Origin of the sequence: Allobosea sp. 47.2.35 (genome assembly GCF_024655635.1) — a bacterium.
GTDB lineage: Bacteria > Pseudomonadota > Alphaproteobacteria > Rhizobiales > Beijerinckiaceae > Allobosea.
Genome location: NZ_JANLGI010000019.1, coordinates 46,650 through 69,681, shown reverse-complemented (window position 1 = coordinate 69,681; position 23,032 = coordinate 46,650). Strand labels below are relative to the sequence as shown.

The 23,032-nt window shown below is 66.6% G+C and carries 20 protein-coding genes and 1 pseudogene; 11 read left to right on the top strand and 10 right to left on the bottom strand.

Annotation, left to right across the window (positions count from 1 at the left end; all coding sequences use genetic code 11):
• Positions 1-10: 10 nt before the first annotated feature.
• The 4 genes and pseudogenes from fdhF (at position 11) to NUV79_RS20515 (ending at position 5,731) form a co-directional block, all read left to right on the top strand.
• Complete coding sequence (fdhF, locus tag NUV79_RS20530) at positions 11-2,893, top strand: formate dehydrogenase subunit alpha (protein ID WP_257734926.1); 2,883 nt, start codon at positions 11-13, stop codon at positions 2,891-2,893.
• The gene (gene fdhD, locus NUV79_RS20525; RefSeq protein WP_257734925.1) at positions 2,880-3,722 is read left to right on the top strand and encodes a formate dehydrogenase accessory sulfurtransferase FdhD; all 843 of its coding nucleotides are present in this window, start codon (positions 2,880-2,882) and stop codon (positions 3,720-3,722) included. The genes fdhF and fdhD overlap by 14 nt, the downstream gene beginning before the upstream one ends.
• Positions 3,719-3,976, top strand: a complete 258-nt coding sequence (locus NUV79_RS20520; protein ID WP_257734924.1) for a formate dehydrogenase subunit delta — start codon at positions 3,719-3,721, stop codon at positions 3,974-3,976. Before fdhD ends, NUV79_RS20520 begins: the two co-directional genes overlap by 4 nt.
• 96 nt (positions 3,977-4,072) lie before the next feature.
• Positions 4,073-5,731, top strand: a pseudogene (locus NUV79_RS20515) (OFA family MFS transporter).
• 87 nt (positions 5,732-5,818) lie between these two features.
• Here the strand turns inward: NUV79_RS20515 and NUV79_RS20510 are convergent.
• Entirely contained in the window at positions 5,819-6,115 is a 297-nt protein-coding gene (locus NUV79_RS20510; RefSeq protein WP_257734923.1) for an antibiotic biosynthesis monooxygenase family protein, read from the bottom strand.
• Between the two features lie 144 nt (positions 6,116-6,259).
• On the opposite strand from NUV79_RS20510, the gene NUV79_RS20505 reads away from it, so the two are divergent.
• Positions 6,260-6,691 (top strand): OsmC family protein, encoded by a 432-nt coding sequence (locus NUV79_RS20505; protein ID WP_257734922.1) that lies wholly within the window; start codon positions 6,260-6,262, stop codon positions 6,689-6,691.
• A gap of 179 nt (positions 6,692-6,870) precedes the next feature.
• Here NUV79_RS20505 and NUV79_RS20500 read toward each other — a convergent pair whose 3' ends face one another.
• From NUV79_RS20500 to NUV79_RS20475, 6 genes are all read right to left on the bottom strand, one after another.
• Positions 6,871-7,875: an ABC transporter ATP-binding protein gene (locus NUV79_RS20500; RefSeq protein ID WP_257734921.1), complete on the bottom strand. Its 1,005-nt coding sequence runs from the start codon at positions 7,873-7,875 to the stop codon at positions 6,871-6,873.
• The gene (locus NUV79_RS20495) at positions 7,868-8,857 is read right to left on the bottom strand and encodes an ABC transporter ATP-binding protein (RefSeq protein WP_257734920.1); all 990 of its coding nucleotides are present in this window, start codon (positions 8,855-8,857) and stop codon (positions 7,868-7,870) included. The genes NUV79_RS20500 and NUV79_RS20495 overlap by 8 nt, the downstream gene beginning before the upstream one ends.
• Positions 8,854-10,317 (bottom strand): amidohydrolase family protein, encoded by a 1,464-nt coding sequence (locus NUV79_RS20490; protein WP_257734971.1) that lies wholly within the window; start codon positions 10,315-10,317, stop codon positions 8,854-8,856. The genes NUV79_RS20495 and NUV79_RS20490 overlap by 4 nt, the downstream gene beginning before the upstream one ends.
• An 81-nt stretch (positions 10,318-10,398) precedes the next feature.
• Entirely contained in the window at positions 10,399-11,334 is a 936-nt protein-coding gene (locus NUV79_RS20485; RefSeq protein WP_257734919.1) for an ABC transporter permease, read from the bottom strand.
• Positions 11,324-12,316 carry an ABC transporter permease gene (locus tag NUV79_RS20480; protein WP_257734918.1) on the bottom strand — a complete coding sequence of 331 codons (993 nt, stop codon included), beginning with the start codon at positions 12,314-12,316 and terminating at the stop codon, positions 11,324-11,326. Before NUV79_RS20480 ends, NUV79_RS20485 begins: the two co-directional genes overlap by 11 nt.
• Before the next feature lie 129 nt (positions 12,317-12,445).
• Positions 12,446-14,014, bottom strand: coding sequence for an ABC transporter substrate-binding protein (locus NUV79_RS20475; RefSeq protein WP_257734917.1), 1,569 nt, complete (start codon positions 14,012-14,014; stop codon positions 12,446-12,448).
• 244 nt (positions 14,015-14,258) lie between these two features.
• Here NUV79_RS20475 and NUV79_RS20470 point away from each other — a divergent pair, with 244 nt between their 5' ends.
• From NUV79_RS20470 to NUV79_RS20450, 5 genes are all read left to right on the top strand, one after another.
• Positions 14,259-14,966, top strand: a complete 708-nt coding sequence (locus NUV79_RS20470; protein WP_257734916.1) for a GntR family transcriptional regulator — start codon at positions 14,259-14,261, stop codon at positions 14,964-14,966.
• Between the two features lie 299 nt (positions 14,967-15,265).
• Positions 15,266-16,081, top strand: coding sequence for an alpha/beta fold hydrolase (locus tag NUV79_RS20465; RefSeq protein ID WP_257734915.1), 816 nt, complete (start codon positions 15,266-15,268; stop codon positions 16,079-16,081).
• A gap of 88 nt (positions 16,082-16,169) precedes the next feature.
• Positions 16,170-16,556: a c-type cytochrome gene (locus tag NUV79_RS20460; protein ID WP_257734914.1), complete on the top strand. Its 387-nt coding sequence runs from the start codon at positions 16,170-16,172 to the stop codon at positions 16,554-16,556.
• Positions 16,557-16,639: 83 nt separating this feature from the next.
• Positions 16,640-17,836: a Na+/H+ antiporter NhaA gene (nhaA, locus tag NUV79_RS20455; RefSeq protein WP_257734913.1), complete on the top strand. Its 1,197-nt coding sequence runs from the start codon at positions 16,640-16,642 to the stop codon at positions 17,834-17,836.
• Positions 17,837-18,056: 220 nt separating this feature from the next.
• Positions 18,057-18,506 (top strand): NUDIX hydrolase, encoded by a 450-nt coding sequence (locus tag NUV79_RS20450; protein WP_257734912.1) that lies wholly within the window; start codon positions 18,057-18,059, stop codon positions 18,504-18,506.
• On the opposite strand, the gene NUV79_RS20445 is transcribed toward NUV79_RS20450, so the two are convergent.
• Both NUV79_RS20445 and NUV79_RS20440 read right to left on the bottom strand, forming a co-directional pair.
• Entirely contained in the window at positions 18,503-18,976 is a 474-nt protein-coding gene (locus tag NUV79_RS20445) for a DUF6644 family protein (protein ID WP_257734911.1), read from the bottom strand. The genes NUV79_RS20450 and NUV79_RS20445 overlap by 4 nt on opposite strands.
• A gap of 2 nt (positions 18,977-18,978) precedes the next feature.
• Positions 18,979-19,365 (bottom strand): DUF6152 family protein, encoded by a 387-nt coding sequence (locus tag NUV79_RS20440; RefSeq protein WP_257734910.1) that lies wholly within the window; start codon positions 19,363-19,365, stop codon positions 18,979-18,981.
• 153 nt (positions 19,366-19,518) lie between these two features.
• Here NUV79_RS20440 and NUV79_RS20435 point away from each other — a divergent pair, with 153 nt between their 5' ends.
• Positions 19,519-20,013 carry a GNAT family N-acetyltransferase gene (locus tag NUV79_RS20435; RefSeq protein ID WP_257734909.1) on the top strand — a complete coding sequence of 165 codons (495 nt, stop codon included), beginning with the start codon at positions 19,519-19,521 and terminating at the stop codon, positions 20,011-20,013.
• A gap of 292 nt (positions 20,014-20,305) precedes the next feature.
• Here the strand turns inward: NUV79_RS20435 and uvrB are convergent, their stop codons facing one another.
• On the bottom strand, positions 20,306-23,005 hold the full coding sequence (gene uvrB / locus NUV79_RS20430; protein ID WP_308218227.1) for an excinuclease ABC subunit UvrB: 2,700 nt from the start codon (positions 23,003-23,005) through the stop codon (positions 20,306-20,308).
• Positions 23,006-23,032 lie beyond the last annotated feature (27 nt).

Genomic DNA, 23,032 nt, shown 5'->3' with positions numbered 1-23,032 from the left:
GGAGGCTGAGATGGCCCTGATCAAGGAAATCGACTACGGTACGCCGATCCGTCTCTCCGAGAAGACGGTGACGCTGACCATCGACGGCCAGAGCGTCACGGTGCCGGCCGGCACCTCGGTGATGGCGGCGGCGATGAGCCTGGGCACCAAGATCCCCAAGCTCTGCGCCACCGACTCGCTCGAGCCTTTCGGCTCCTGCCGGCTCTGTCTCGTCGAGATCGAGGGGCGTCGCGGCACACCGGCCTCCTGCACGACTCCGGCCGAAGAGGGCATGGTCGTCCGCACCCAGACGGAGAACCTCTCGTCCTTACGCAAGGGCGTGATGGAGCTCTACATCTCCGACCACCCGCTGGACTGCCTGACCTGCTCGGCCAATGGCGACTGCGAATTGCAGGACATGGCCGGCGCCGTCGGCCTGCGCGAGGTCCGCTACGGCTACGAGGGCGAGAACCACGTCTTCGCCAAGGGGCCAGACGGGCTCGCCAACGAGAACTGGCTCGCGAAGGACACCTCCAACCCCTATTTCACCTACGACCCGTCGAAATGCATCGTCTGCAATCGCTGCGTGCGCGCCTGCGAGGAGGTGCAGGGCACCTTCGCGCTGACGATCACCGGCCGCGGCTTCGACTCGCGCGTCACGGCAGGGCCGACCGATTTCCTGGGATCCGAATGCGTCTCCTGCGGCGCCTGCGTGCAGGCCTGCCCGACCGCGACGCTGATGGAGAACAAGGTCATCGAGTATGGCCAGCCCGAGCATTCGGTGGTCACGACCTGCGCCTATTGCGGCGTCGGCTGCTCGTTCAAGGCCGAGATGCAGGGCGACCGCGTCATCCGCATGGTGCCGTACAAGGACGGCAAGGCCAACGAGGGCCATAGCTGCGTCAAGGGCCGCTTCGCCTGGGGCTATGCGACCCATACCGACCGCATGACCAAGCCGATGATCCGTGCGAAGATCACGGACCCGTGGCGCGAAGTCTCATGGGAAGAGGCGATCAACTACGCGGCTTCCGAGTTCAAGCGCATCCAGGTCAAATATGGCCGTGAATCGGTCGGCGCGATCACCTCGTCGCGCTGCACCAACGAGGAGGTCTTCCTCGTCCAGAAGCTGGTGCGCGCCGCCTTCCGCAACAACAATGTCGATACCTGCGCCCGCGTCTGCCATTCGCCGACCGGCTATGGCCTGCGGACGACGCTCGGCACCTCGGCCGGCACGCAGGACTTCAAGTCCGTCGCCAAATCCGACGTCATCCTCGTCATCGGCGCCAACCCGACCGACGGGCACCCGGTCTTCGCCTCGCGCATGAAAAAGCGCATCCGCGAGGGCGCCCGCCTGATCGTCGCCGATCCCCGCAAGATCGACATGGTGCAGTCGCCGCATGTGAAGGCGGATTACCACCTGCCGCTCAGGCCCGGCACCAATGTCGCGCTGCTCAACGCGCTCAGCCATGTCGTCGTCACCGAAGGATTGATCGACGAGGCCTATGTCCGCGAGCGCTGCGATCTCGGCGATTTCGAGCACTGGGCCCGCTTCGTCGCCCGCGAGGAGAACTCGCCTGAGGTGAGCGAGGCCTATACCGGCGTGCCGGCGGCCGATGTGCGCGCGGCGGCGCGGCTCTATGCCACCGGCGGCAATGGCGCGATTTATTACGGGCTCGGCGTCACCGAGCACAGCCAGGGCTCGACCACTGTGATGGCGATGGCCAATCTCGCCATGGCGACCGGCAATATCGGGCGCGATGGCGTCGGCATCAATCCGCTGCGCGGGCAGAACAATGTCCAGGGCTCCTGCGACATGGGCTCGTTCCCGCACGAATTCTCGGGCTATCGCCACGTCTCCGACGACTCGACCCGGCAGGTCTTCGAGATGCTCTGGGGCGTGCCGCTCGATCCCGAGCAGGGCCTGCGCATCACCAACATGCTGGACGAGGCGGTCGGCGGCACCTTCAAGGGCCTCTATGTCCAGGGCGAGGACATCGCCCAGTCCGACCCGAACACCAAGCACGTCACGGCGGGCCTGGCCTCGATGGAATGCGTCGTCATCCAGGACATCTTCCTGAACGAGACGGCGAAATACGCCCATGTCTTCCTGCCGGGCGCCTCCTTCCTGGAGAAGGACGGCACCTTCACCAATGCCGAGCGCCGCATCAACCGCGTCCGGCAGGTGATGGCCCCGCTCGCCGGCAAGGACGAGTGGCAGGTCACGATCGATCTGGCCCGCGCCCTCGGCTACGAGATGAGCTACGGCCATCCCAGCGAGATCATGGACGAGATCGCGCGTCTGACCCCGAGCTTCGCCGGGGTTTCCTATGACAAGCTGGACAAGCTCGGCTCGGTGCAGTGGCCCTGCAACGACAAGGCTCCGACCGGTACGCCCCTGATGCATGTCGACCGCTTCGTGCGCGGCAAGGGCAAGTTCATGATCACGGAATACGTCCCGACCGACGAGCGGACGGGACCGCGCTTCCCGCTGCTGCTCACGACAGGCCGCATCCTCTCGCAATACAATGTCGGCGCGCAGACGCGGCGCACCGAGAACGGCGCCTGGCATGACGAGGACGTGCTGGAGATCCATGCCTTCGACGCCGAGAGCCGCGGCATCCGCGACGGCGATCTCGTGGCGCTCGCCAGCCGCTCGGGCGATATCGCGCTCCGCGCCGTGATCTCCGAGCGGATGCAGCCGGGCGTGGTCTACACGACCTTCCACCATGCCAAGACCGGCGCCAACGTCATCACCACCGATTATTCGGACTGGGCGACGAACTGCCCGGAATACAAGGTCACCGCCGTCGAGGTCCGGCGCACCAACGCTTATTCCGCCTGGCAGGAGAAGAATTTCGAGGAGGACGTGACCTTGCGCCGGATCGCGGAGCGCCTGCCCGATGCCGCGGAATAACCGCGAAGCCCAGCCGCCGGCCTCGGCCGCCGTCACGGCGCAGCCGCTGCGCTTCGGCGCGGCGCAGGAGGCCGCGCGCGAGATCGAGGTCGCGGTCGAGACCCCCATCAATATCGTCTACGGCAACATGCCCTATGCGGTGATGATGGCGAGCCCGTCGGACCTCGAGGATTTCGTCACCGGATTCAGCCTGACCGAAGGCATCGTGCGCGGCGCGGACGAGATCCGCTCCGTCGCCGTCGAGCCGAAGGACGAGGGCGTCATCGTCACGATCGAGCTCGCGCCCGGCCGCTTCCGCGAGCATCTGGCGCGGCGGCGCAATCTCTCGGGCCGCACCTCCTGCGGGCTCTGCGGGGTCGAGACCATCGAGGAAATCCCGATGGCCGATGCCGCGACGCGGGCTTCGCGCGCCGTATCCGCCGCGGCGATCGAGGCTGCGCTTATGGCGCTCGACAAGCATCAGCCGCTGAACCAGCTCACACGCGCGGTTCATGGCGCCGCCTGGTGCGATGCCTCCGGCGAGATCCTCGCCGTGCGCGAGGATGTCGGCCGCCATAACGCGCTCGACAAGCTGATCGGCGCACGGCTCCGCTCCGGGGCGGATGCCAGCGAAGGCTTCCTGCTCGTCACCAGCCGCGCCTCCTTCGAGATGGTCGAGAAGGCGGCGATCTTCGGTGCCGGCACGCTGGTCGCGATATCCGCGCCGACCTCGCTCGCGATCGAGCGGGCCCGGCATCTCGGCCTGACGCTGGCCGCCGTCGCGCGCCGCGACGGCTGCATCGTCTTCACCGGGGCGCTGGCGCCAGAGCCTGAGACGATCGCCCGATGACGGAGGCTGGCCTGACCACCGATCACCACGCTGAGAACGTCGAGAAGCTCCGGCGCATGGCCGGGCAGATCGCCGATTTCTTCAGAGCCTATCCGGAGGCGGAGGCCGCCGCCTCGGTCGCCGACCATATCAACCACTTCTGGACCGGACGCATGCGCGGCGACTTCCTCGCCGCCTTCGCCAACCGGCCGGAGGACCTCACGCCCCTGCTGCGGCAAGCCCTGCCGCGGATCAGGCCGGGGCGCGGAGGTTAGCAGCCAGACGCCGGTTTTGCCGGCGACGAGAAGACATCAACGAGCTGGGATCCTACCTGGCCCGAACGGCGAAGCCATGGGGAAAGGATACCGAGGATGAGTGTCGCAGAGGATATCGGACCAATCGGGGGCGGCATCGGCCTGCTCGACCGCGAACGGACTATCGCCAAGCCGGGCTTCAACCGCTGGCTCGTGCCGCCGGCCGCGCTATGCATCCATCTGTGCATCGGCATGGCCTATGGCTTCTCGGTGTTCTGGCTGCCGCTGAGCCAGGCAATCGGCATCACCAAGCCCGTCGCCTGCGCGGCGGATGTCGGCCTGATCGGCTCGCTGTTCACCACGACCTGCGATTGGAAGGTCGCCGATCTCGGCTGGATGTACACGCTGTTCTTCGTCTTCCTCGGCTCTTCGGCCGCGATCTGGGGCGGCTGGCTCGAGCGCGTCGGCCCGCGCAAGGCGGCCTTCGTCTCGACCTTGTGCTGGTGCGGCGGCCTCTTGATCTCGGCGCTCGGCATCTACACGCATCAGCTCTGGATGATGTGGGTCGGCTCCGGCGTGATCGGCGGCATCGGGCTCGGCCTCGGCTATATCTCGCCGGTCTCGACGCTGGTGAAATGGTTCCCGGACCGACGCGGCATGGCGACCGGCATGGCGATCATGGGTTTCGGCGGCGGCGCGATGATCGGCTCGCCGCTGGCCGACATGCTGATGAACACCTTCAAGACGCCCGCCTCGGTCGGCGTCTGGCAGACCTTCGTCGCGATGGCCGCGATCTATTTCGTTTTCATGATGGCCGGCACCTTTGGCTATCGCGTGCCGCCGGCGAACTGGCGACCGGAAGGTTGAACACCCCCGGCGACGCAGAACGCCATGATCACCTCGGGGCATGTCCATCTCCAGAACGCGCACAAGACCAAGCAGTTCTGGCTGATCTGGGCCGTGCTCTGCCTCAACGTCTCGGCTGGTATCGGCGTGCTCGGCATGGCCTCGCCGATGCTGCAGGAGATCTTCGCGGGCTCGCTGATCGGCAAGCCGGAGATCGGCTTTGCCGCGCTCGATGCCGGGCAGAAGACGCAGATCGCCACGATCGCGGCGGCCTTCGTCGGCCTGCTCTCGCTGTTCAACATCGTCGGGCGTTTCTTCTGGGCCTCGCTCTCGGACAAGCTCGGCCGCAAGCTGACCTATGCCACCTTCTTCGGGCTCGGCATCCTGCTCTATGCGCTCTCGCCCTGGGCCGCGCATGCGGGGTCGCTCGCGCTCTTCGTCGGCTTCTTCTGCATCATCCTGTCGATGTATGGCGGCGGTTTCGCCACCGTGCCGGCCTATCTCGCCGACATGTTCGGCACGCAGTTCGTCGGCGCCATCCATGGCCGCCTGCTGACGGCGTGGTCGACCGCCGGCATCATCGGCCCTGTCGTGGTGAACTATATCCGCGAGGCGCAGATCAATGCCGGCGTGCCGCGCGCGCAGGTCTATGACCGCACCATGTACATCCTCGCCGGCATGCTGGTGCTCGGATTCCTCTGCAACCTGCTGATCCGCCCGGTCGCGACCAGATGGTTCATGAAGGATGCCGAGGTCGCAGCGCTGCAGAAGCGGTCGGCGAGCGTCGACGCCACGGCCCATTACGGCTCCTACGGCATCGGCAAGGGCGGCTTCAACGGCCCGGCCCTGCTCGCCTGGGCCGTGGTCGGCCTGCCGATCGCCTGGGGTGTCTGGATCACCCTGTCGAAGTCGCTGGCGCTGTTCCGCTGAGCGGCCAGATCACCGGCCAATCCATGGGCCCGCATCGAGCGATCGGTGCGGGCCTTCTTCTTTTGCGGCGAGCGTTCGGGCGATGCCCTATTTCAGCGAGACGGCCACCGACCCGGCGATCGGATCGGTGACGCCGAGCCCGTTGCCGAGATCGTCGAGCGTATGGCGGAAGCTGTTGAGGGTGGCGATCATCTGCGGGCGGGCCGCCACCATCGCCTCGAAGCTCTCCCATTCGGCGATGATGCAGTATCGCCCCTCACCGGCCGCGATGATATTGGCATGCCGCAGGCCCGGCCAGTCCTCGGCGACCTTTCGGTGAGCGTCGAGGAAGGCGGTCTCCATTCCCGGCTTCACCTTGAAACGAACGGCGTTGAATGCGGTCATGACAGCCTCCAGCGTTCGGAGCGATGACCTTACGGCAATTCAGAGCCTTTGTCGTCACGATGAACCGGACTCGCGCTGGACCGTTGTCAAAGGGTAGCGTTCCAGCCGCAAAGTACCGATCCAACCAGAACGGGAGACAGCATCATGGCGATCAACAAGACCGGCGCAGCCCATTGGGAAGGCGGCATCAAGGACGGCAAGGGCACGATCTCGACCGAGACGAAGGCGCTCGACGCCTATCCTTATGGCTTCGCCAGCCGTTTCGAGGGCAAGCCCGGCAGCAATCCCGAGGAGCTGATCGGCGCGGCGCATGCCGCTTGCTTCACCATGGCGCTCTCCCTCGTCCTGGGAGAAGCCAATCTCAAGGCTGATGCGCTCGACACCACGGCGCGCGTGACGCTCGACAAGCTCGATGACGGCTACGCGATCACCGCGATCCACCTGACGCTGAAGGGCAAGGTGCCCGGCGCCGACCAGGCGACCTTCCAGTCGCTCGCCGACAAGGCCAAGGCCGGCTGCCCGGTCTCGAAACTGTTCAAGGCGCCGATCACGCTTGAGGCGACGCTGGTCGACTGAGGCTGGCGCGCACCTTTGTCATTCCGGGGCTTCGCGCAGCGAAGAACCCGGAACCCACGATCGGGCGAGCCGCTGGCAACCGCGCATCGACTGTCTCACCCAGCCGTGGGTTCCGGGTTCGCGCCTGCGGCGCGCCCCGGAATGACAAGGATGCAGAGCGAAACCGCTGCGCCTGTACCTCAGGCGAAGTGGCAGGACACGTCGACGCCACCCAACTGCCGCAGCTCCGGCCGGTCGACGCGACACCGGTCGGCGGCCTGGGTGCAGCGCGGGTTGAAGGTGCAGCCGGCCGGCGGGCTGATCGGGCTCGGCACCTCGCCGGACATCGGCCGGCGCTCCCGGTTCGGACGCTCGACATCGGGGATCGTATCAAGCAACAGGCGGGTATAGGGGTGCTGCGGCTTGGTGAAGACCTGCTCGGCCGGGCCCGCCTCGACGAAGCGGCCGAGATACATGATCGCGATATCGTCCGACATGTGCCGGACGACCGAGAGGTTGTGGCTGATGAAGAGATAGGTCAGCCCGAATTCCTTCTGCAGCCGGACCACCAGGTTGAGGATCTGCGCCTGCACGGAAACGTCGAGCGCCGAGGTCGGCTCGTCGCAGACGAGGAAATCGGCTTCGGTCGCAAGCGCACGCGCGATCGAGATGCGCTGGCGCTGGCCACCGGAGAAGGCATGCGGGTAGCGGCTCGCATCGGTGCGCGACAGGCCGACGGTCTCCAGCAGGTCGCCGACACGCTGCTGGATCGCCGCCTCGTAGGCGCGCAGGTTCAGTTCGCGGATCGGCTCGGCGATGATCTCGCCGACGCGCCAGCGCGGGTTGAGCGAGGCATAGGGGTCCTGGAAGATCATCTGCACGCGCGGCGGGCCGATCGTGCCGTCGGCACGACGGATGTCACGGAAGCTCAGCTTGCCTTCGGTCGGGCGCTGGAGGCCGACGACCATGCGGGCGAGCGTCGATTTTCCGCAGCCGGACTCGCCGACGATGCTGAAGGTGGTGCCGCGCTTCACGGTGAAAGAGACGCTCTCGACCGCGCGCAGGATGCGCCGCGTCTCCCCAGAGAACAGCCGCGACAGGGCCGGCGCCGAAACGTCGAAGCGGCAGCAGGCCGCCTCGACATCGAGGATGATGTCGTCGCCCGTAGACTGTACGGGGGCGAGCGTCGTGGCCTGTTCAAGCATGGGCCGCCTCCTTCAGGGGGAAATGGCAGGCTGCGGCATGTCCGGTCACGGGCAGGCCGGGCTTGTGCTTGCGGCAGAAATCCTCGGCCTTTCCGCAGCGCGGGTTGAAGGCGCAGCCCGGCGGGATGGCGTTGAGGCGCGGCATGGCGCCGTCGATCTGGTTGAGATGCTCGTGGCGGACATGGACGCTCGGAATCGAGGCCATCAGGCCGGCCGTGTAAGGATGGCTCGGCCGGCGCGTCACCTCCTCGACCGGGCCGATCTCGACGATGCGGCCGGCATACATCACCGCGACCCGGTCGGCCGTCTCGGCGATGACGCCCATGTCATGGGTGACCAGCATGATCGCCGTGCCGTGCTCGCGGCAGAGCCGCTTCAGCAAGGTGGTGATCTGCGCCTGGATCGAGACGTCGAGCGCGGTCGTCGGCTCGTCGGCGATGATCAGCGAGGGCTCGGCGCAGAGCGCGAGCGCGATGACGACGCGCTGGCGCATGCCGCCGGAGAACTGGTACGGGAAATGGTCGATCCGCGTCTCGGCGGCGGGGATGCCGACCTCCTTGAGCAGATCGAGCGCACGCTTGCGCGCCTCCGTCCGGCTGACCGGCAGATGGGTCAGAATGGTCTCGACGAGCTGGTCGCCGACCTTGAGCAACGGGTGCAGCGAGGTCAGCGGGTCCTGGAAGATCGCGCCGATGCGCCGGCCGCGCAGCTTGCGCATCTGCTCGGCCGGCAGGTTGTCGATGCGCTGGCCGGAGAGATGGATCTCGCCGCCGACGATGCGGCCCGGCGGATCGAGCAGGCCGATCACCGCCGTGCCGGTCAGGGACTTGCCCGCCCCGGACTCGCCGACCACGCCGAGGATCTCGCCCGGCGCGATATCGAAGGACACGCCGTCCAGCGCGGTCAACGGGCCGTGGCGGCCATCGAAGACGATGCGCAGGTCGCGGACGGACAGGAGAGGCTGGGCGGCGGATGCGGTCATGCAGAGGCCTCGCTGCGTTCGATCGCGTAGCTCGACGAGAAGATTTCGCTCATCGGCGGGTGGCCGAGCGTGCGCTCGGGATAGCGCGCCATCACGCCTTCGAACTGCTTCTGGGCGCGGGCGTTGTCGGCAGCCTCGTCCTGGCCGGGGATCGCCCGGTTCTCCATGACGAAGCGGCCATCGATCACCACGGTCGCGAAGTCGCGGCCATGGCCGGTCAGCATCATCGTCTGGATGGGGTCGATGACCTGCCCGCTATGCGGCCGGTCGAATTCGAAGACGGTGATGTCGGCGCGGGAGCCCGGCTGGAGGCGGCCGAGATCGGGCCGCTGCAGCGCATCGGCGCCGCCGATGGTCGCGGCGTCGTAGTAATCCTCGGAGCGAACCGCGCCGACATTGGCGGCCATGGTGCGGGAGAGGATCATGCCGGTCTGCATGTTCACCACCATGTCGGGCGGGGCGGTATCCGTGCCCATGGCGATGTTGAGGCCCATGGCGCGATAGCTGCCGAAATGATTGATGCTGTTGCCGTGCCGGCCCGAGACCAGCGGGCAATGCACGATGCTGGCGCCGGAATCGCGGATGATCTCGAGATCGCGGCCGGGGCGGTCGATCAGGCGGCTGCCGGAGACGACCGTGCCATGCGGCAGCAGGCAGCGCTCGTTGAGGAAGCCGAGGCTCTCCAGCCATTCCGGCGGGCTCATGCCGTGCTGGGCGAGGACGAGGTCGTACTCGATCTTCGACTGGCAGCAGTGCAGCCGGACGGGAATGTCGAGCTCGCGCGAGGCTGCCGCGGTGCGGCGCAACAGCTCGGCCGTCGAGGTCTCGATGCGGTCGGGCGCGAACATCGCGCGGATCAAGCCGCCGGCCTGGCCCTCATGGCGCTTCGCAAAATCGATGGCAGCATCGAGCTCGGCGAGACCGCGCTCCTCCTCGTAATAGGTGACGACGCGCCCGTCGCTTTCGACGACCTGGTTGCCGGTGCGATAGGCCGGGCCGAGATAGGCGCGCATGCCGAGATCGGCGGCGGCATCCGCGGCATCCTCGAATTCCTGCACCGTCTCGCCCCAGGCGCGATAGAACAGCGAGGCGATCGGCAGCGCGGTGGTGATGCCATTGCGGATCAGTTGCGAGAAGGCATAGCGCTTCTGGAAGGCCAGTTCCTCGCGGGTATACATCTCGTAGGGGCCGGCCTCGAGATAGCTGCGCGGCCAGACGCGACCCTTCTTCCAGGCCGGCTGGTTGTCATAGCCGAGGATGGTGGTGTCGAGATCGGAGAGCGCGTCGCAATCGACGAAGCCCGGCCCGATCAGGGCATGGCCGTAGTCGATGCGGCGGGCGACGTCGCCGGGAAAGCCATGGCCGACGAAGACGACCTCGCCGTTCTCGAAGACGACCTCGCCATTCTCATAGAGGCGATGGCGGCCGTCCTTGTGTCCGACGACCCAGCGGGCGGTCATCAGGATGCGGCCTTCGGGACGCTTCTTGGCTTGCAGGCTCACAGGCTAGTCCTCATCAAAATGCCATTCCGGGCCATGGTCTCAGCGCAGCTTCGGGTTCAGCGCGTCGCGCAGCCAGTCGCCGAGCAGGTTGACCGAAAGCACGATCAGGCCGAGCTGCAGCGAGGGGAAAACGACGAGCCACCAGGAGCCGGAGAACAGGTACTGGTTGCCGATGCGGATCAGCGTGCCGAGCGAAGGCTGGGTGATCGGCATGCCGACGCCGAGGAAGGACAGCGTCGCCTCCGAGAGGATAGCGAGGCCGAGACTGAGCGTCGCCGAAACCAGCACCGGCGTCATCGTGTTGGGCAGGATGTGACGGCCCATGATCCGCGTCGCCGGCACCTTGATGATGCGGGCGGCAAGCACGTATTCCTTGCGGCGCTCGACCATGGTCAGCGCGCGCACGGTGCGGGCATACTGGACCCAGCTGGTCAGCGCGATCGAGAGCACCAGCACCACGGCCGAGAAGGGCTCGCGCAGGGCCGGCGGCAGCATCTCGCGGAAGATCGCCGAGACTAGGATCGCCATCAGCAGCGTCGGAATCGAGAGCACGGTATCGCCGAGCCGCATCAGCAGGTTGTCGATGCGCCCGCCATAGAAGCCGGCGGTGAGCCCGATCGAGACGCCGATCATCATCGAGACGACGACGGCGGAGAAGCCGATGATCAGCGAGATGCGCGAGCCGTAGAGGATGGCCGAGAGCACGTCGCGGCCCTGCGGATCGGTGCCGAGCAGGAAGGGCCATTCGCCACCCTCCTGCCAGATCGGCGGGATCTCGGCCTTGTCGATGAAGACCTGGGCAAGATCGTAGGGGTTCTGCGGCGCGATCAGCGGCGCGAAAAGCGCGGTCAGGACAAGCAACACCAGCACCAGCGCCGAGAGCCAGGCGACCGGCGTGTGGCAGAAGCTCCAGCCGATATCGCTGTCGAGGAAGCGGCGCAGGCGGCCGGGTTTCTTCAGGGTCTCAGCGGGCATTGGCGCCTCCCGAGAGCGCGTCCTCGCGCAGGCGCGGATCGACCCAGGCATAGGTCAGGTCGACCAGCGTGTTGAGCGTGACGAAGATGAAGGAGACGACGATCAGATAGGCCGCCATCACCGGGATATCGACGAAGGTCACGGCCTGGACGAAAAGCATGCCCATGCCCGGCCACTGGAACACCGTCTCGGTGACCAGCGCGAAGGCGATGAGATTGCCGATCTGCAGGCCGGTGACGGTGATGACCGGCATCAGGCAATTGCGCAGCGCATGGCCGAAATTGACGGCGCGTGCCGGCAGGCCGCGCGCCCGGGCGAAGCGGATGAAGTCGGTGCGCATGGTCTCCAGCATCTCGGCACGGACGAGGCGCATCACCAGCGTGATCTGGAAGAGCGAGAGCGTGATGCCGGGCAGGATCAATGCCTTGCGGCCCGAAGCAGTCAGGAAGCCGGTGCTCCACCAGCCGATCTGGACGACCTCGCCGCGCCCGAAGGCGGGCAACCATTGCAGCGTCACCGAGAAGATCAGGATGAAGAGGATGCCGAGCGCGAAGCTTGGCAGGGAGACCCCGAGCACCGAGACGAATTGCAGGGTCTTGGCGAGGAAACTGTCTCGTCGGATCGCGGTATAGACGCCGAGCGGAACGCCGACGGCGAGCGACAGGAAGGTCGCGACCAGAACCAGCTCGAAGGTCGCCGGGAAGCGCTCCGAGATCAGCGTGAAGACGTCCTGCTGGTTGCGGTAGGAGATGCCGAAATCGCCGCGCACGGCATTGCCGACGAAGGTCGCGTATTGCAGCACGAAGCCCTTGTCGAGGCCGAGGCGGACACGCAGTTCGTCGCGCTGCTGCTGGCTCGCCTGCTCGTTCAGCATCAGCTCGACGGGGTCGCCGACGAAGCGGAAGATCAGGAAGGCGAGAAAGGCCACCGCCAGCATCACGCCGGCGGCGTTGAGCAGTCGCTTGAAAAGAAAGGCCGGCATGGGAACTCCTGCGTTCCGGCGTCATTCCCGGGTTTCGCGATGCGAGAACCCGGGAACTTCAAGAGAAGGCGCTGGTTGCCGAAATGGCCGGGGGTCAAGCCCGGCCATGACGGTTGGACCGCGGCAGCCTCACTTCATCATGGTCAGCCAGAGCCGCGGCTTGTTGTCCGAGGCCTGCACGGTCGAGGCGACGGTGTTGCGCATCGCCCAGGCCATCGGCTGCTGGTGCAGCGGGATGAAGAGCTGCTCCTTCTTGGCGATCTTGAGCGCTTCCTTCATCATCTCGATGCGCTTGGGCGTGTCGAGCTCGACGCCAGCCTTGTCGATCAGCGCGTCGATGCGCGGATCGCCCCAGCCGCCCCAGTTGAAGACGCCGCCGGTGCCGCTCTTGGAGCGCAGCACCTGGACCAGCAGGGAGTAGGCGTCGATCATCGGCTCGTTGGCCCAGCCGAAGGAGATGACGTCGAACTCGCCCTTGACGCGCTTCGGCGTCTGCTGGCTGCGCGGGGCCATGCTGAGGTTCGGCTTGAAGCCGGCGCGCGACCACATCGCCGCGACCGCCTGGCAGAACTCCTCCTCGTTGACGAGCGAGTCGCTCTGGCAGTTGATCTGGAACGAGAAGCCGTTGGGATAGCCGGCATCGGCCAGGAGCTTCTTGGCGCCGTTCAGGTCGAAGGGCAGGCGCTCGTCCTGCGAGGGCTCGTAGCCAGGGATCGCCGGGGCGACGAGGGCGCCGGTGTTGCGCGACAGGCCGCGCATGGCGCGCTTGTGCACCGCGTCGATGTCGATGGCGCGATAGAGCGCCTCGCGGACCCGGATGTCCTTGAAGGGGTTTTTATCCTTGACGTCGCTCTCGATCAGCTTGTCGCCGAGATTGAGCGCGAAGAAGACCGAACGCAGTTCGTTGGTCTGCAGCACCTTGACGTCCGGCGAGGCGGAGAGGCGCGGCAGGTCCTGCAGCGGGGCGACGTTGGTATAGTCGATCTCGCCCGAGAGCAGCGCCGCGACGCGGGTCGAGGACGAGGTGATCGGCGAGAACTCGATCACGTCGATATTGTGCTTCGGCTTGTCCCACCAGGCGGCGTTCTTGACGAAGACCGTCCTGGAATCGGCACGGCGGCTCTCGACCTTGAACGGGCCGGTGCCATTGGCGTTGTCGGTGGCGTAGCCCTTCACGCCCTTGCCGGAATCGGTCGGGAGCAGCGAGTTGTTCGCCTCCATCCACTCCTTGTCGAAGATGAAGATGTTGGTGAGGTCGTTCAGCAGCAGCGGATAGGGGCCGTTGACCTCGAGTTCGACCGTGTAGTCGTCGATCTTCTTCGAGCTCTTGTAGGCCGGCAGATTGCCTTTGAGCGGCGAGGTCTCGTGGGTGACACGCGCCAGCGAGGCGATGACGTCATCGGCCGTGAAGGGATTGCCGTTATGGAACTTCACGCCCTGACGCAGCTTGAAGCGCCAGACGGTCGGCGACACGGTCTCCCAGGACTCGGCCAGAGCCGGCTCGATCTTGAGATCGCCGGTATAGCGCACCAGCCCCTCATAGACGTGGTTCAACACGGACAGCGTGAAAGTCTCGCCGTAGGAATAGGGATCGAGCGAGGCGATCTCGCGTGACGCGCCCCATTTGAGCGTCTTGGCTTCCGCCGCACCGGTGAGCGCAAAGGCGGCGACGGCCGCCAGCAACCAGGCCTTCTTCATCGACTTCTCCCCTTTTGCATCGGCGCGCCCGCGGCTGCACCGAGTCTCGATCGCTTTCTGCCGTCCCGTTATGCACCTGACGCTTTGCGCGCCATTTTCGTGTGCGATTATCAGGCATACTTGCATACGATGTCATAAGCGTATTGTATGCGATTATTGAACACAAGCGGAAACTGGCGCGGAGCCCGCTATCGTGACATTGACACCCCCGGACAAGACCATTCCTGCACGAGGGAAAGCCACGATGGCCGAGAAGCGAGCCCCGGTCCTGCGCGCCGAATCCGTCTACCGCGCGCTGCGCCGGGCGATCATCGAGCAGGCGCTGAAGCCCGGCATGAAGCTGCCGGAGGATTCGATCGGCGAGCAACTCGGCGTCAGCCGCACCCTGGTGCGCGAGGCCTTCGGACGGCTCGCCGTCGAGGGGCTCGTCGAGCTCAAACCCAATCGCGGTGCCTCGGTCGCCTATCCCACACTGGAAGAGGCGCGCGACGTGTTCGAGGTCCGGCGCGGGCTCGAACGGCTCGTGGCCGAAAGCCTGGCCGGCCGCATCACCCCCGCCCAGGTCGCCGAGCTGGAAGCCCATGTCCGCCAGGAAGAGAAGGCGCATGAGCAGGACGGCCCGGAATCGATCCGCCTCTCCGGCGAGTTCCACATCAAGCTCGCCAAGATGACCGGCAATGCGCTGCTGCTGCGCTATGTCCAGGAAGCCTCGTCGCGCTGCTCGCTGATCCTGGCGATCTACGGGCGCCCGCATTCGAGCGAATGCGCCGTCTCCGAGCATCGGCAATTGATCGATGCCCTGCGTGCCGGCGACGCCGTCCGGGCCGCCGACCTGATGGACCATCACCTGCGGGCCGTGGTCACCCGCGCGTTGCTGACGCCCCGCGTCGAACGCGACATTCGCGACGTGCTCGCGCCCTACGCCCTCAGCGAAGGACTGAATCCATCCTGACCCCGTGACCGAGCCTGGCGACATCCCGGCAGCCCGCCGCATCGCGCACAAAGACATGCGTCAGACGCAGGCCAATTAGTCTTTGGTCTATTTGATCTGCGTCAAGAACATTCCGCCCCCTGCGCTCAAGCCATGGCGGGGGCGGGATCGATGCGCCATCCTGACACGAAGCGATCCCATCGGCCAATCAAGACCGAGCGATCAGGGCGGGCGACCTACTATTCCAGGGAGGATGGGGCCATGGACGAGATCATGCGCGGGCTGCGCAGCATTCGGCATCTCCATCCGCGAGGTGACGCATGACGGCCACCACGGATATCACCGACTTCAAGGTCGAGACGCCGGACGGCGCCGTGCTGCACGCCTTCAAGGAAGGCCACGGCCAACCGCTGCTGCTGGTCAGCGGCCTTAGCGGCAGCGCCGCCTTCTGGAGCGACATCGCCGCGACGCTCTCGCGTTCCTTCCAGGTCATCCGCTTCGACCAGCGCGGCATCGGTGCCAGCACGCGCGGTGAGGCGCCCTGCACGATCGAATTGCTGGCGCAGGACAGCCTCGCCGTTCTCGACGCAGCCGGCGTCTCGCGGGCCGTGGTGCTCGGCCATTCCACCGGCGGCTGCATCGCGCAGGCGATCGCCAAGCTCGCGCCCGGCCGGCTCGACGGCCTGATCCTGAGCGCGAGCTGGCTGAAATCCGGCCGCTATCTCAATGCCGTCTTCGGCGCCCGGCGCGCCATCCTCGCCTGCGACCCCTATGCCTATGCCGCGACCTCGGTGCTCAGCGGCTACCAGCCGCGCTGGATCGAGGCGAACTGGCATATCTACGATGCCGCGATCGAGGCCGCGCCGGTGAGCGAGCACGCCCGGACCGTGACGCGCGAGCGCCTCGATGCCCTGCTCGCCTTCGACGGCACCGCCGATATCGACTCGCTGATGATGCCGGTGCTGGTGCTCGGCACGCGCGACGACATGGTCGTGCCCGTCTACCATCAGGAGGCGCTCGCCGCCGCCCTGCCCGGCTGCCGCCGCGCGATCATGGAAACCGGCGGGCATCTCTTCCCGGTTTCGCGTCCCGATGCCTTCACCGCGACCGTGGCGGAGTGGATCGGCGAACTCTGAACAGGGCGCCGCGCGGCGAAATGGCTCATGCCATCGCCATGCGACTCGGCATTAAGTTGAGAATGTCTCCAAGTCGAAAGACCTGATCATGCGAGCCATTTTCTTCGGCCTTGTCCTCCTGCTTCCCCTCCTTGCCCAGCCCGCCACGGCGCAGGACATCTCGGCAGGCGAGCGCTCCTTCGCCAAATGCCGCGCCTGCCATCAGGTCGGCGAAGGCGCGCGCAACCTCGTCGGCCCCGAGCTCAACGGGTTGATCGGCCGGCATTCCGGCGCGGTCGAGGCCTATAGCTATTCGAACGCCAACAAGAATTCCGGCCTGACCTGGGACGAGGCGACCTTCACCGACTACATCAAGGACCCCAAGGCCAAGATTCCCGGCACCAAGATGATCTTCGTCGGCATCAAGAGCGAGAAGGAGATCAAGGACCTGATCGCCTTCCTCAAGCAGTTCGACAAGGACGGCAAGAAGCTCTGATTCCGCCTGCGGCATCGGCAAACTTGGTCTAGGGCGACAGCCTGTCGTATCTCTTCCGTCCCGATCGACGTAAGGAGAACCTGATGACCGGCGCCGCCCACCGGACCCGCCCCGTTTCCGCCTTGCGGGATTTCCTGCATAGCGAGGCCGCCGGCGGCATCATCCTGATGGTGGTCGCGGCGCTCGCCCTCGTCATCGCCAACTCGCCGCTGGCGCCGTTCTATTTCAGCGCCCTGAAGAGCTATGTGCTCGGGCTTTCGGTTCTGCACTGGATCAACGACGCGCTGATGGCGGTGTTCTTCCTGCTCGTCGGGCTGGAGATCAAGCGCGAGATGCTCGACGGCCAGCTCTCGAGCTGGAGCCGCCGTGTGCTGCCCGGCTTCGCCGCGCTCGGCGGCATGGTCGCGCCAGCCCTGATCTATGTCGGCTTCAATCTCGGAGCGCCCGAGAGCCTGCGCGGCTGGGCGATCCCGACCGCTACCGACATCGCCTTCGCGCTCGGCGTGCTCTCGCTGCTCGGCCCGCGCGTGCCAGCCTCGCTCAAGGTCTTCCTGACGGCGCTCGCCATCCTCGACGATCTCGGCGCGGTGATCATCATCGCGGTGTTCTACACGGCCGGCCTGTCGGGCCTCCATCTCGGCCTTGCGGCAGCAACGCTGGTCGCCCTCGCTCTCCTCAACCGCTTCGGCGTGACACGGCTCGGCCCCTATCTCCTGCTCGGCGTGGCGCTCTGGGTCTTCACCCTGAAATCCGGCGTGCATGCGACGCTGGCCGGCGTGGCGCTGGCCCTGACGATCCCGCTGAAACCCTCCCCGGCCAGGCCCGACGACGCTACTTCGCCGCTACACCGGCTGGAGCATGGCCTGCATCCTTACGTCGCCTTCCTGGTCATTCCGGTCTTCGGCTTCGCCAATGCCGGAGTGTCCTTCAGCGGGCTCGGACTCTCGACGCTCGCGGCGCCGGTGCCGCTCGGCATCATGCTCGGACTGTTCTTGGGCAAGCAGATCGGCGTCTTCGGCTTCAGCTGGCTGGCGATCCGCACCGGCTTCGCTGACCTGCCGGCCCGCGCCTCCTGGGCGCAGTTCTACGGCATCGCCCTGCTCTGCGGCATCGGCTTCACCATGAGCCTGTTCATCGGGCTGCTCGCCTTCCCCGATTCGGAGGCGCTGCAGAGCCAGACGAAGATCGGCGTGATCGCCGGGTCGCTGCTCTCCGGCGTCAGTGGCTGGCTCCTGCTGCGGCTGGCCAAGCCTGAGGACATGCGCGAATCGAAGGACTGACGCGATTCCACGGAACGCCTCTTCCATTTTTCCGAATCGATGCAATATTTATTCGCTCCGGCGAACATCTGTGATTCGGAGCCGGACGAATGTGCAGCCGCTTGATCGCCTGAGCGTCCTGACGGACGCAGGTGCGATCAAGCTCTTGGTTTGAGCATCGGGGTCCTCCGAAAAGTGCATTCCACTTTTCGGCCCGATGCATAGGAGGCTCTCAGCGTCGATGAAGAAGGCCAAGCGGAAACCGGGGGAGAAGCGGTCGCAGATCGCCGCCATGCCGATCCGCCACGCCGCCGACGGCTCGACCGAAATCCTGCTCGTGACCTCGCGCACCACGCGCCGCTGGATCGTGCCCAAGGGCTGGCCGATGAAGGGCCTCAAGGACCGCGACGCCGCCGCGCGCGAGGCCTATGAGGAGGCCGGCGTCGTCGGTCGCGTCAGCGAGAAGCCGGCCGGACGCTACACCTATTGGAAGCGGATGAGCGACCATTTCGCGCTCTGCGAAGTGAAGCTCTACCTGCTGGAAGTCGAGCAGCAGCTCGACAGCTGGGCCGAGCAGCACCAGCGCGACCTGCACTGGTTCAAGCTCGCCGATGCCGCCGATCTCGTCGACGAGCCCGAGCTCAGCACCGCGATCCGCAAGCTCGACACGCAGCTCGCCGTCGCGGCCTAGACAAAACCTATCCAGCGCCCCGCCAGCAGCACCGCCAGCCAGAGCGTGAAGGAGGCGAACGCGCTCGCCCGCACACGCCCCGACACCCGCTCGGTCACGAGCGCCTCCGCCAGCGCCCTGCCCCGATGCTGGAGCGCGATATTGCCGAGCGCCAGCGCGAGCAAAGCGAGCTTGGCGAGGAAGGCGGGATTACCCGCGTAATCCGATGGTTTCACCGTGAAGAGCCAGGCGCCGGTCAGGAGCGCCAGCGCGAGGCCGCAGGCGGCGGCGCGGGTCAGGAAAGGCGCGAGCACGGCGAGCGGGGCGCCGCGCAACAGGCCGATCAATCGGAGATCGAGCGGCAGGATCGCGCCGACGAGCAGGCCGATGCCGAGGATATGGGCGGCGTTGACGACGAGATAGGCCGTGCCGGAGCGCTGCAACCACAGCGCGCCCGGCCAATGTCCCAGCGCCTCGATCAGTTCGGCCACGCTCAGTTCGTGCGAATGCGCTCCGGATACATGTCGTAATCCTTGCCGGCGAGGGTGATGCGCACCGCCTTCATGTGCAGCTTGGTCTCGTCGAGATGGCGGTTGCCGAGCGCTGTGATGGCATCGCCGGGCTTGGCCGTGTCGCCGCGGAAGCCGGAGCGCTCGGTCTGGTTGGGATTGCCGAGATCGACCTGCCAGAGCTTGCCCTCGGACTCGACCATCAGCATCGGATGCGGCGGGGCCATCGAGATCTTGCTGATCTTGCCCATGAGCGTCATCTGCTCGCCCTCGGCCCAGGCCCAGCCGTGATGCGCCAGCGCCGGCAGCGCGACGGTGGCGGCGAGGCCGGCGAGAAGGACGGGAAGGCGGCGGCGGTTCAGCATCGTCATGCAACGTCTCCCTGCTCGGGCGCGCAAGCCGCGCGCCCCCCGACAACCAGCCTGCCACGGCCGGGTTGCAGCCGGGCCATCACATCTGCGTTGGTGAACGCCTTGCGAGCGCGGGACGCCGGGCGCATAACCCGCGCCCCACAGGAGAGAACCATGGATATCCGCCCCGAGCGGCCCGAAGACGCCGACGCCATCCGCACCCTGACCACGGAAGCCTTCGCGACGGCGCCGCATAGCAGCGGCACCGAAGCGGCGATCGTCGACGGCCTGCGCGCGGCCGGGGCGCTGACCTCGCTCGTCGCCGTCGAAGAGGGCGAGATCATCGGCCATGTCGCCTTCTCACCGGTGACGATCGACGGGGCGGAGCGCGATTGCTTCGGGCTCGGGCCGGTCTCGGTGAAGCGGGGCCGGCAGCGCGGCGGCATCGGCTCGGGCGTGATCCGCGAGGGCCTGCAGCGCCTGCGCGAGAAGGGCGCCGCTGGCTGCGTGCTGCTCGGCTACCCCGGCTATTACGGCCGCTTCGGCTTCGCCAACGATCCGGAGCTGGTGCTGGAGGGCGTGCCACCGGAATATTTCATGCGCCTCGGTTTCGGTGCGGAGCTGCCGGCCGGCACGGTGCGCTATCACGCGGCTTTCGACGGGGCGTGAGGCCTAGCCGACCCAAGCTCCCGAGCCGCGACGCCTCTTCCTTCTCCCGGATGGGAGAAGGTGGCGCGAAGCGCCGGATGAGGGTGTGCGGGTTCAAGAGAAGGCGCTGCGTCGCCGTTGCGGCTTGACGATCAGCGGCGGTCCCTCACCCCTGCCCCTCTCCCATCCGGGAGAAGGGTTCCCCGCGCCCTTGATCGTTGAATAGCGCCATCGTCAAATGAACGATGACCACCGAACAGCGCCACGCAGATATTGATGATAAAAAAACTGCCGTCATTACGGATAGCCAAGCCTACCTCCGCCGCCGTCTCTCCCCCGCCCCCTTAGGCCGCGATTCCGGCACCGGACCCATTTCATCGAGCGTCGGCTTGCGGACACGTGAGGTGCCGGTCAGCAGCGGGTTCGGCTTCTCGCCGGCTTTCGGCTTGCCCTCGCCGCCGCCCCAGTTATGCGGCCCCATGTCCTCGTCCGTGGGCTTGCGGGCACGGCTCGGCGGCAGGTTGGCGCTGGAGCCGTAAGAGCGCTCGCCCTTGTACTTGCCGGCGGAGGCCTCGACATCGCCCTGCCGGGCGAGCGGATCGTCCGCGATCGCCAGCTCCGTCGCCTGCAGGCGCTTGATCTCGTCGCGCAGGCGGGCCGCCGTCTCGAATTCGAGATCGGCCGCGGCCTCGCGCATGCGCTTCTCGAGATCGGCGATCGCGGCCTTGAGGTTGTGGCCCGAGGCCGGCGCCACCAGCCCCTTGTCGACCGTGACATGGTCGCGCTCATAGACCGAGCCGAGGATGTCGCCGATATTCTTCTTCACCGTCTGCGGCGTGATGCCGTGTTCCGCGTTATAGGCGACCTGCTTCTCGCGGCGGCGATTGGTCTCCGCCATCGCCCGCTCCATCGAGCCGGTGACGTGGTCGGCATAGAGGATGACCTTGCCGTCGACGTTACGCGCGGCGCGGCCGATGGTCTGGATCAGCGAGGTCTCGGAGCGCAGGAAGCCCTCCTTGTCGGCGTCGAGAATGGCGACAAAGCCGCATTCCGGGATGTCGAGGCCCTCGCGCAGCAGGTTGATGCCGACCAGCACGTCGAAGGCGCCGAGACGCAGGTCGCGCAGGATCTCGATGCGCTCGATCGTGTCGATATCCGAATGCATGTAGCGCACGCGCACGCCGTTCTCGTGCAGGTATTCGGTCAAATCCTCGGCCATGCGCTTGGTCAGCACGGTGACCAGCGTGCGGTAGCCGCGCTCGGTGACCTCCTTGACCTCGTCCAGGAGGTCCGCGACCTGATGCTTGGCGGGGCGGATCTCGACCGGCGGGTCGATCAGGCCGGTCGGGCGGATGACCTGCTCGGTGAAGACGCCGCCGGTCTGCTCCATCTCCCAGCCGCCGGGCGTGGCCGAGACATGCACAGACTGGGGCCGCATCGCGTCCCATTCCTCGAAGCGCAGCGGCCGGTTGTCCATGCAGGAGGGCAGGCGGAAGCCGTATTCGGCCAGCGTCGCCTTGCGGCGGAAGTCGCCCCGGTACATGCCGCCGATCTGCGGCACGGTGACATGGCTCTCGTCGGTGAAGACGAGCGCGTTGTCGGGCAGGTACTCGAACAGCGTCGGCGGCGGCTCGCCCGGCTTGCGGCCGGTGAGATAGCGCGAATAGTTCTCGATGCCGTTGCAGGAGCCGGTGGCCTCGATCATCTCGATGTCGAAGGTGCAGCGCTGGTCGAGCCTTTGCGCCTCCAGGAAGCGGCCCATGCGGTTGAGCTCGTCGAGGCGGGCCTTGAGCTCCTCCTTGATCGACTTCACGGCCTGGGTCAGCGTCGGGCGCGGCGTGGTGTAGTGCGAATTGCCGTAGACCTTGATGAATTCGAGCTCGCCGGTCTTCTGGCCGGTCAGCGGGTCGAACTCGCTGATGCTCTCGACCTCGTCTCCGAACAGGCCGATGCGCCAGGCGCGGTCCTCATAGTGGGCCGGGTAGAGCTCGATCACGTCGCCGCGGACGCGGAAGGTGCCGCGGGCGAAGTCGTGCTGGGTGCGCTTGTACTGGAGCGCGACGAGATCGGCGATGAGCTGGCGCTGCTCGATGCGCTCGCCGAGCTTCACCGAGAAGGTCATCGCCGTATAGGTCTCGACCGAGCCGATACCGTAGATGCAGGAGACCGAGGCGACGATGATCACGTCGTCGCGTTCGAGTAGGGAGCGCGTCGCCGAGTGGCGCATGCGGTCGATCTGCTCGTTGATCGAGGATTCCTTCTCGATATAGGTGTCCGAGCGCGGGACATAGGCCTCCGGCTGGTAATAGTCGTAATAGGAGACGAAGTACTCGACCGCGTTGTCGGGGAAGAAGCTTTTGAACTCCCCGTAAAGCTGCGCCGCCAGCGTCTTGTTGGGCGCGAGGATCAGCGCCGGGCGCTGCGTCTCCTCGATCACCTTGGCCATGGTGAAGGTTTTTCCGGAGCCGGTGACGCCGAGCAGCACCTGGTCGCGCTCCTGCCGGCGGATGCCGTCGACGAGATCGGCAATCGCGGTCGGCTGATCCCCTGATGGAGAGAAGTCGGACTTCATCGTGAAGGCGATGCCGCCTTCCGATTTCTCGGGGCGCTCGGGCCGGTGCGGCGTCCAGGGCTTGCCGGGCTGGATGAAGGGGCTGCCGGTTTCGAGCAGATGCTGCAGCGAGCTCGCCGTCGCGGCCGCCGCGCCCTCGGCGCCGATGAAGGCGGAATCCGCCTTCTTGGAGAGCTTGCGCTTGGGCCTCTCCTCGCCGCCGGGCCGTTCCAGCGCATAGCTCGGCTCGGCCTCGTAGCCGGCCTGCGGCCTGTCGCTGAAGCCGGAGGCACCGCCCGGCACCGCCGTGCCGCGGTTGATCGCCGGGTTCAGCAGGTCGGCGAGATAGCCTTCGAGCGGCTTCAGCTCGGGCTTGGTCGCCTTGGAATTCGGCGTGCGCGCCGAAGAGGGCTTCTTCGCCGCCTTCGGCTTGGTCGCGGTGGTGTCGGAGCTTTTCGGCATGGCCGCAATATGGTGCGGAACGGGCCG

Coding starts and splice junctions, on each gene's coding strand:
- fdhF (WP_257734926.1), top strand. CDS start 11: ATGGCCCTGATCAAGGAAATCGACTACGGTACGCCGATCCGTCTCTCC.
- fdhD (WP_257734925.1), top strand. CDS start 2,880: ATGCCGCGGAATAACCGCGAAGCCCAGCCGCCGGCCTCGGCCGCCGTC.
- NUV79_RS20520 (WP_257734924.1), top strand. CDS start 3,719: ATGACGGAGGCTGGCCTGACCACCGATCACCACGCTGAGAACGTCGAG.
- NUV79_RS20510 (WP_257734923.1), bottom strand. CDS start 6,115: ATGACCGCATTCAACGCCGTTCGTTTCAAGGTGAAGCCGGGAATGGAG.
- NUV79_RS20505 (WP_257734922.1), top strand. CDS start 6,260: ATGGCGATCAACAAGACCGGCGCAGCCCATTGGGAAGGCGGCATCAAG.
- NUV79_RS20500 (WP_257734921.1), bottom strand. CDS start 7,875: ATGCTTGAACAGGCCACGACGCTCGCCCCCGTACAGTCTACGGGCGAC.
- NUV79_RS20495 (WP_257734920.1), bottom strand. CDS start 8,857: ATGACCGCATCCGCCGCCCAGCCTCTCCTGTCCGTCCGCGACCTGCGC.
- NUV79_RS20490 (WP_257734971.1), bottom strand. CDS start 10,317: ATGACCGCCCGCTGGGTCGTCGGACACAAGGACGGCCGCCATCGCCTC.
- NUV79_RS20485 (WP_257734919.1), bottom strand. CDS start 11,334: ATGCCCGCTGAGACCCTGAAGAAACCCGGCCGCCTGCGCCGCTTCCTC.
- NUV79_RS20480 (WP_257734918.1), bottom strand. CDS start 12,316: ATGCCGGCCTTTCTTTTCAAGCGACTGCTCAACGCCGCCGGCGTGATG.
- NUV79_RS20475 (WP_257734917.1), bottom strand. CDS start 14,014: ATGAAGAAGGCCTGGTTGCTGGCGGCCGTCGCCGCCTTTGCGCTCACC.
- NUV79_RS20470 (WP_257734916.1), top strand. CDS start 14,259: ATGGCCGAGAAGCGAGCCCCGGTCCTGCGCGCCGAATCCGTCTACCGC.
- NUV79_RS20465 (WP_257734915.1), top strand. CDS start 15,266: ATGACGGCCACCACGGATATCACCGACTTCAAGGTCGAGACGCCGGAC.
- NUV79_RS20460 (WP_257734914.1), top strand. CDS start 16,170: ATGCGAGCCATTTTCTTCGGCCTTGTCCTCCTGCTTCCCCTCCTTGCC.
- nhaA (WP_257734913.1), top strand. CDS start 16,640: ATGACCGGCGCCGCCCACCGGACCCGCCCCGTTTCCGCCTTGCGGGAT.
- NUV79_RS20450 (WP_257734912.1), top strand. CDS start 18,057: ATGAAGAAGGCCAAGCGGAAACCGGGGGAGAAGCGGTCGCAGATCGCC.
- NUV79_RS20440 (WP_257734910.1), bottom strand. CDS start 19,365: ATGACGATGCTGAACCGCCGCCGCCTTCCCGTCCTTCTCGCCGGCCTC.
- NUV79_RS20435 (WP_257734909.1), top strand. CDS start 19,519: ATGGATATCCGCCCCGAGCGGCCCGAAGACGCCGACGCCATCCGCACC.
- uvrB (WP_308218227.1), bottom strand. CDS start 23,005: ATGCCGAAAAGCTCCGACACCACCGCGACCAAGCCGAAGGCGGCGAAG.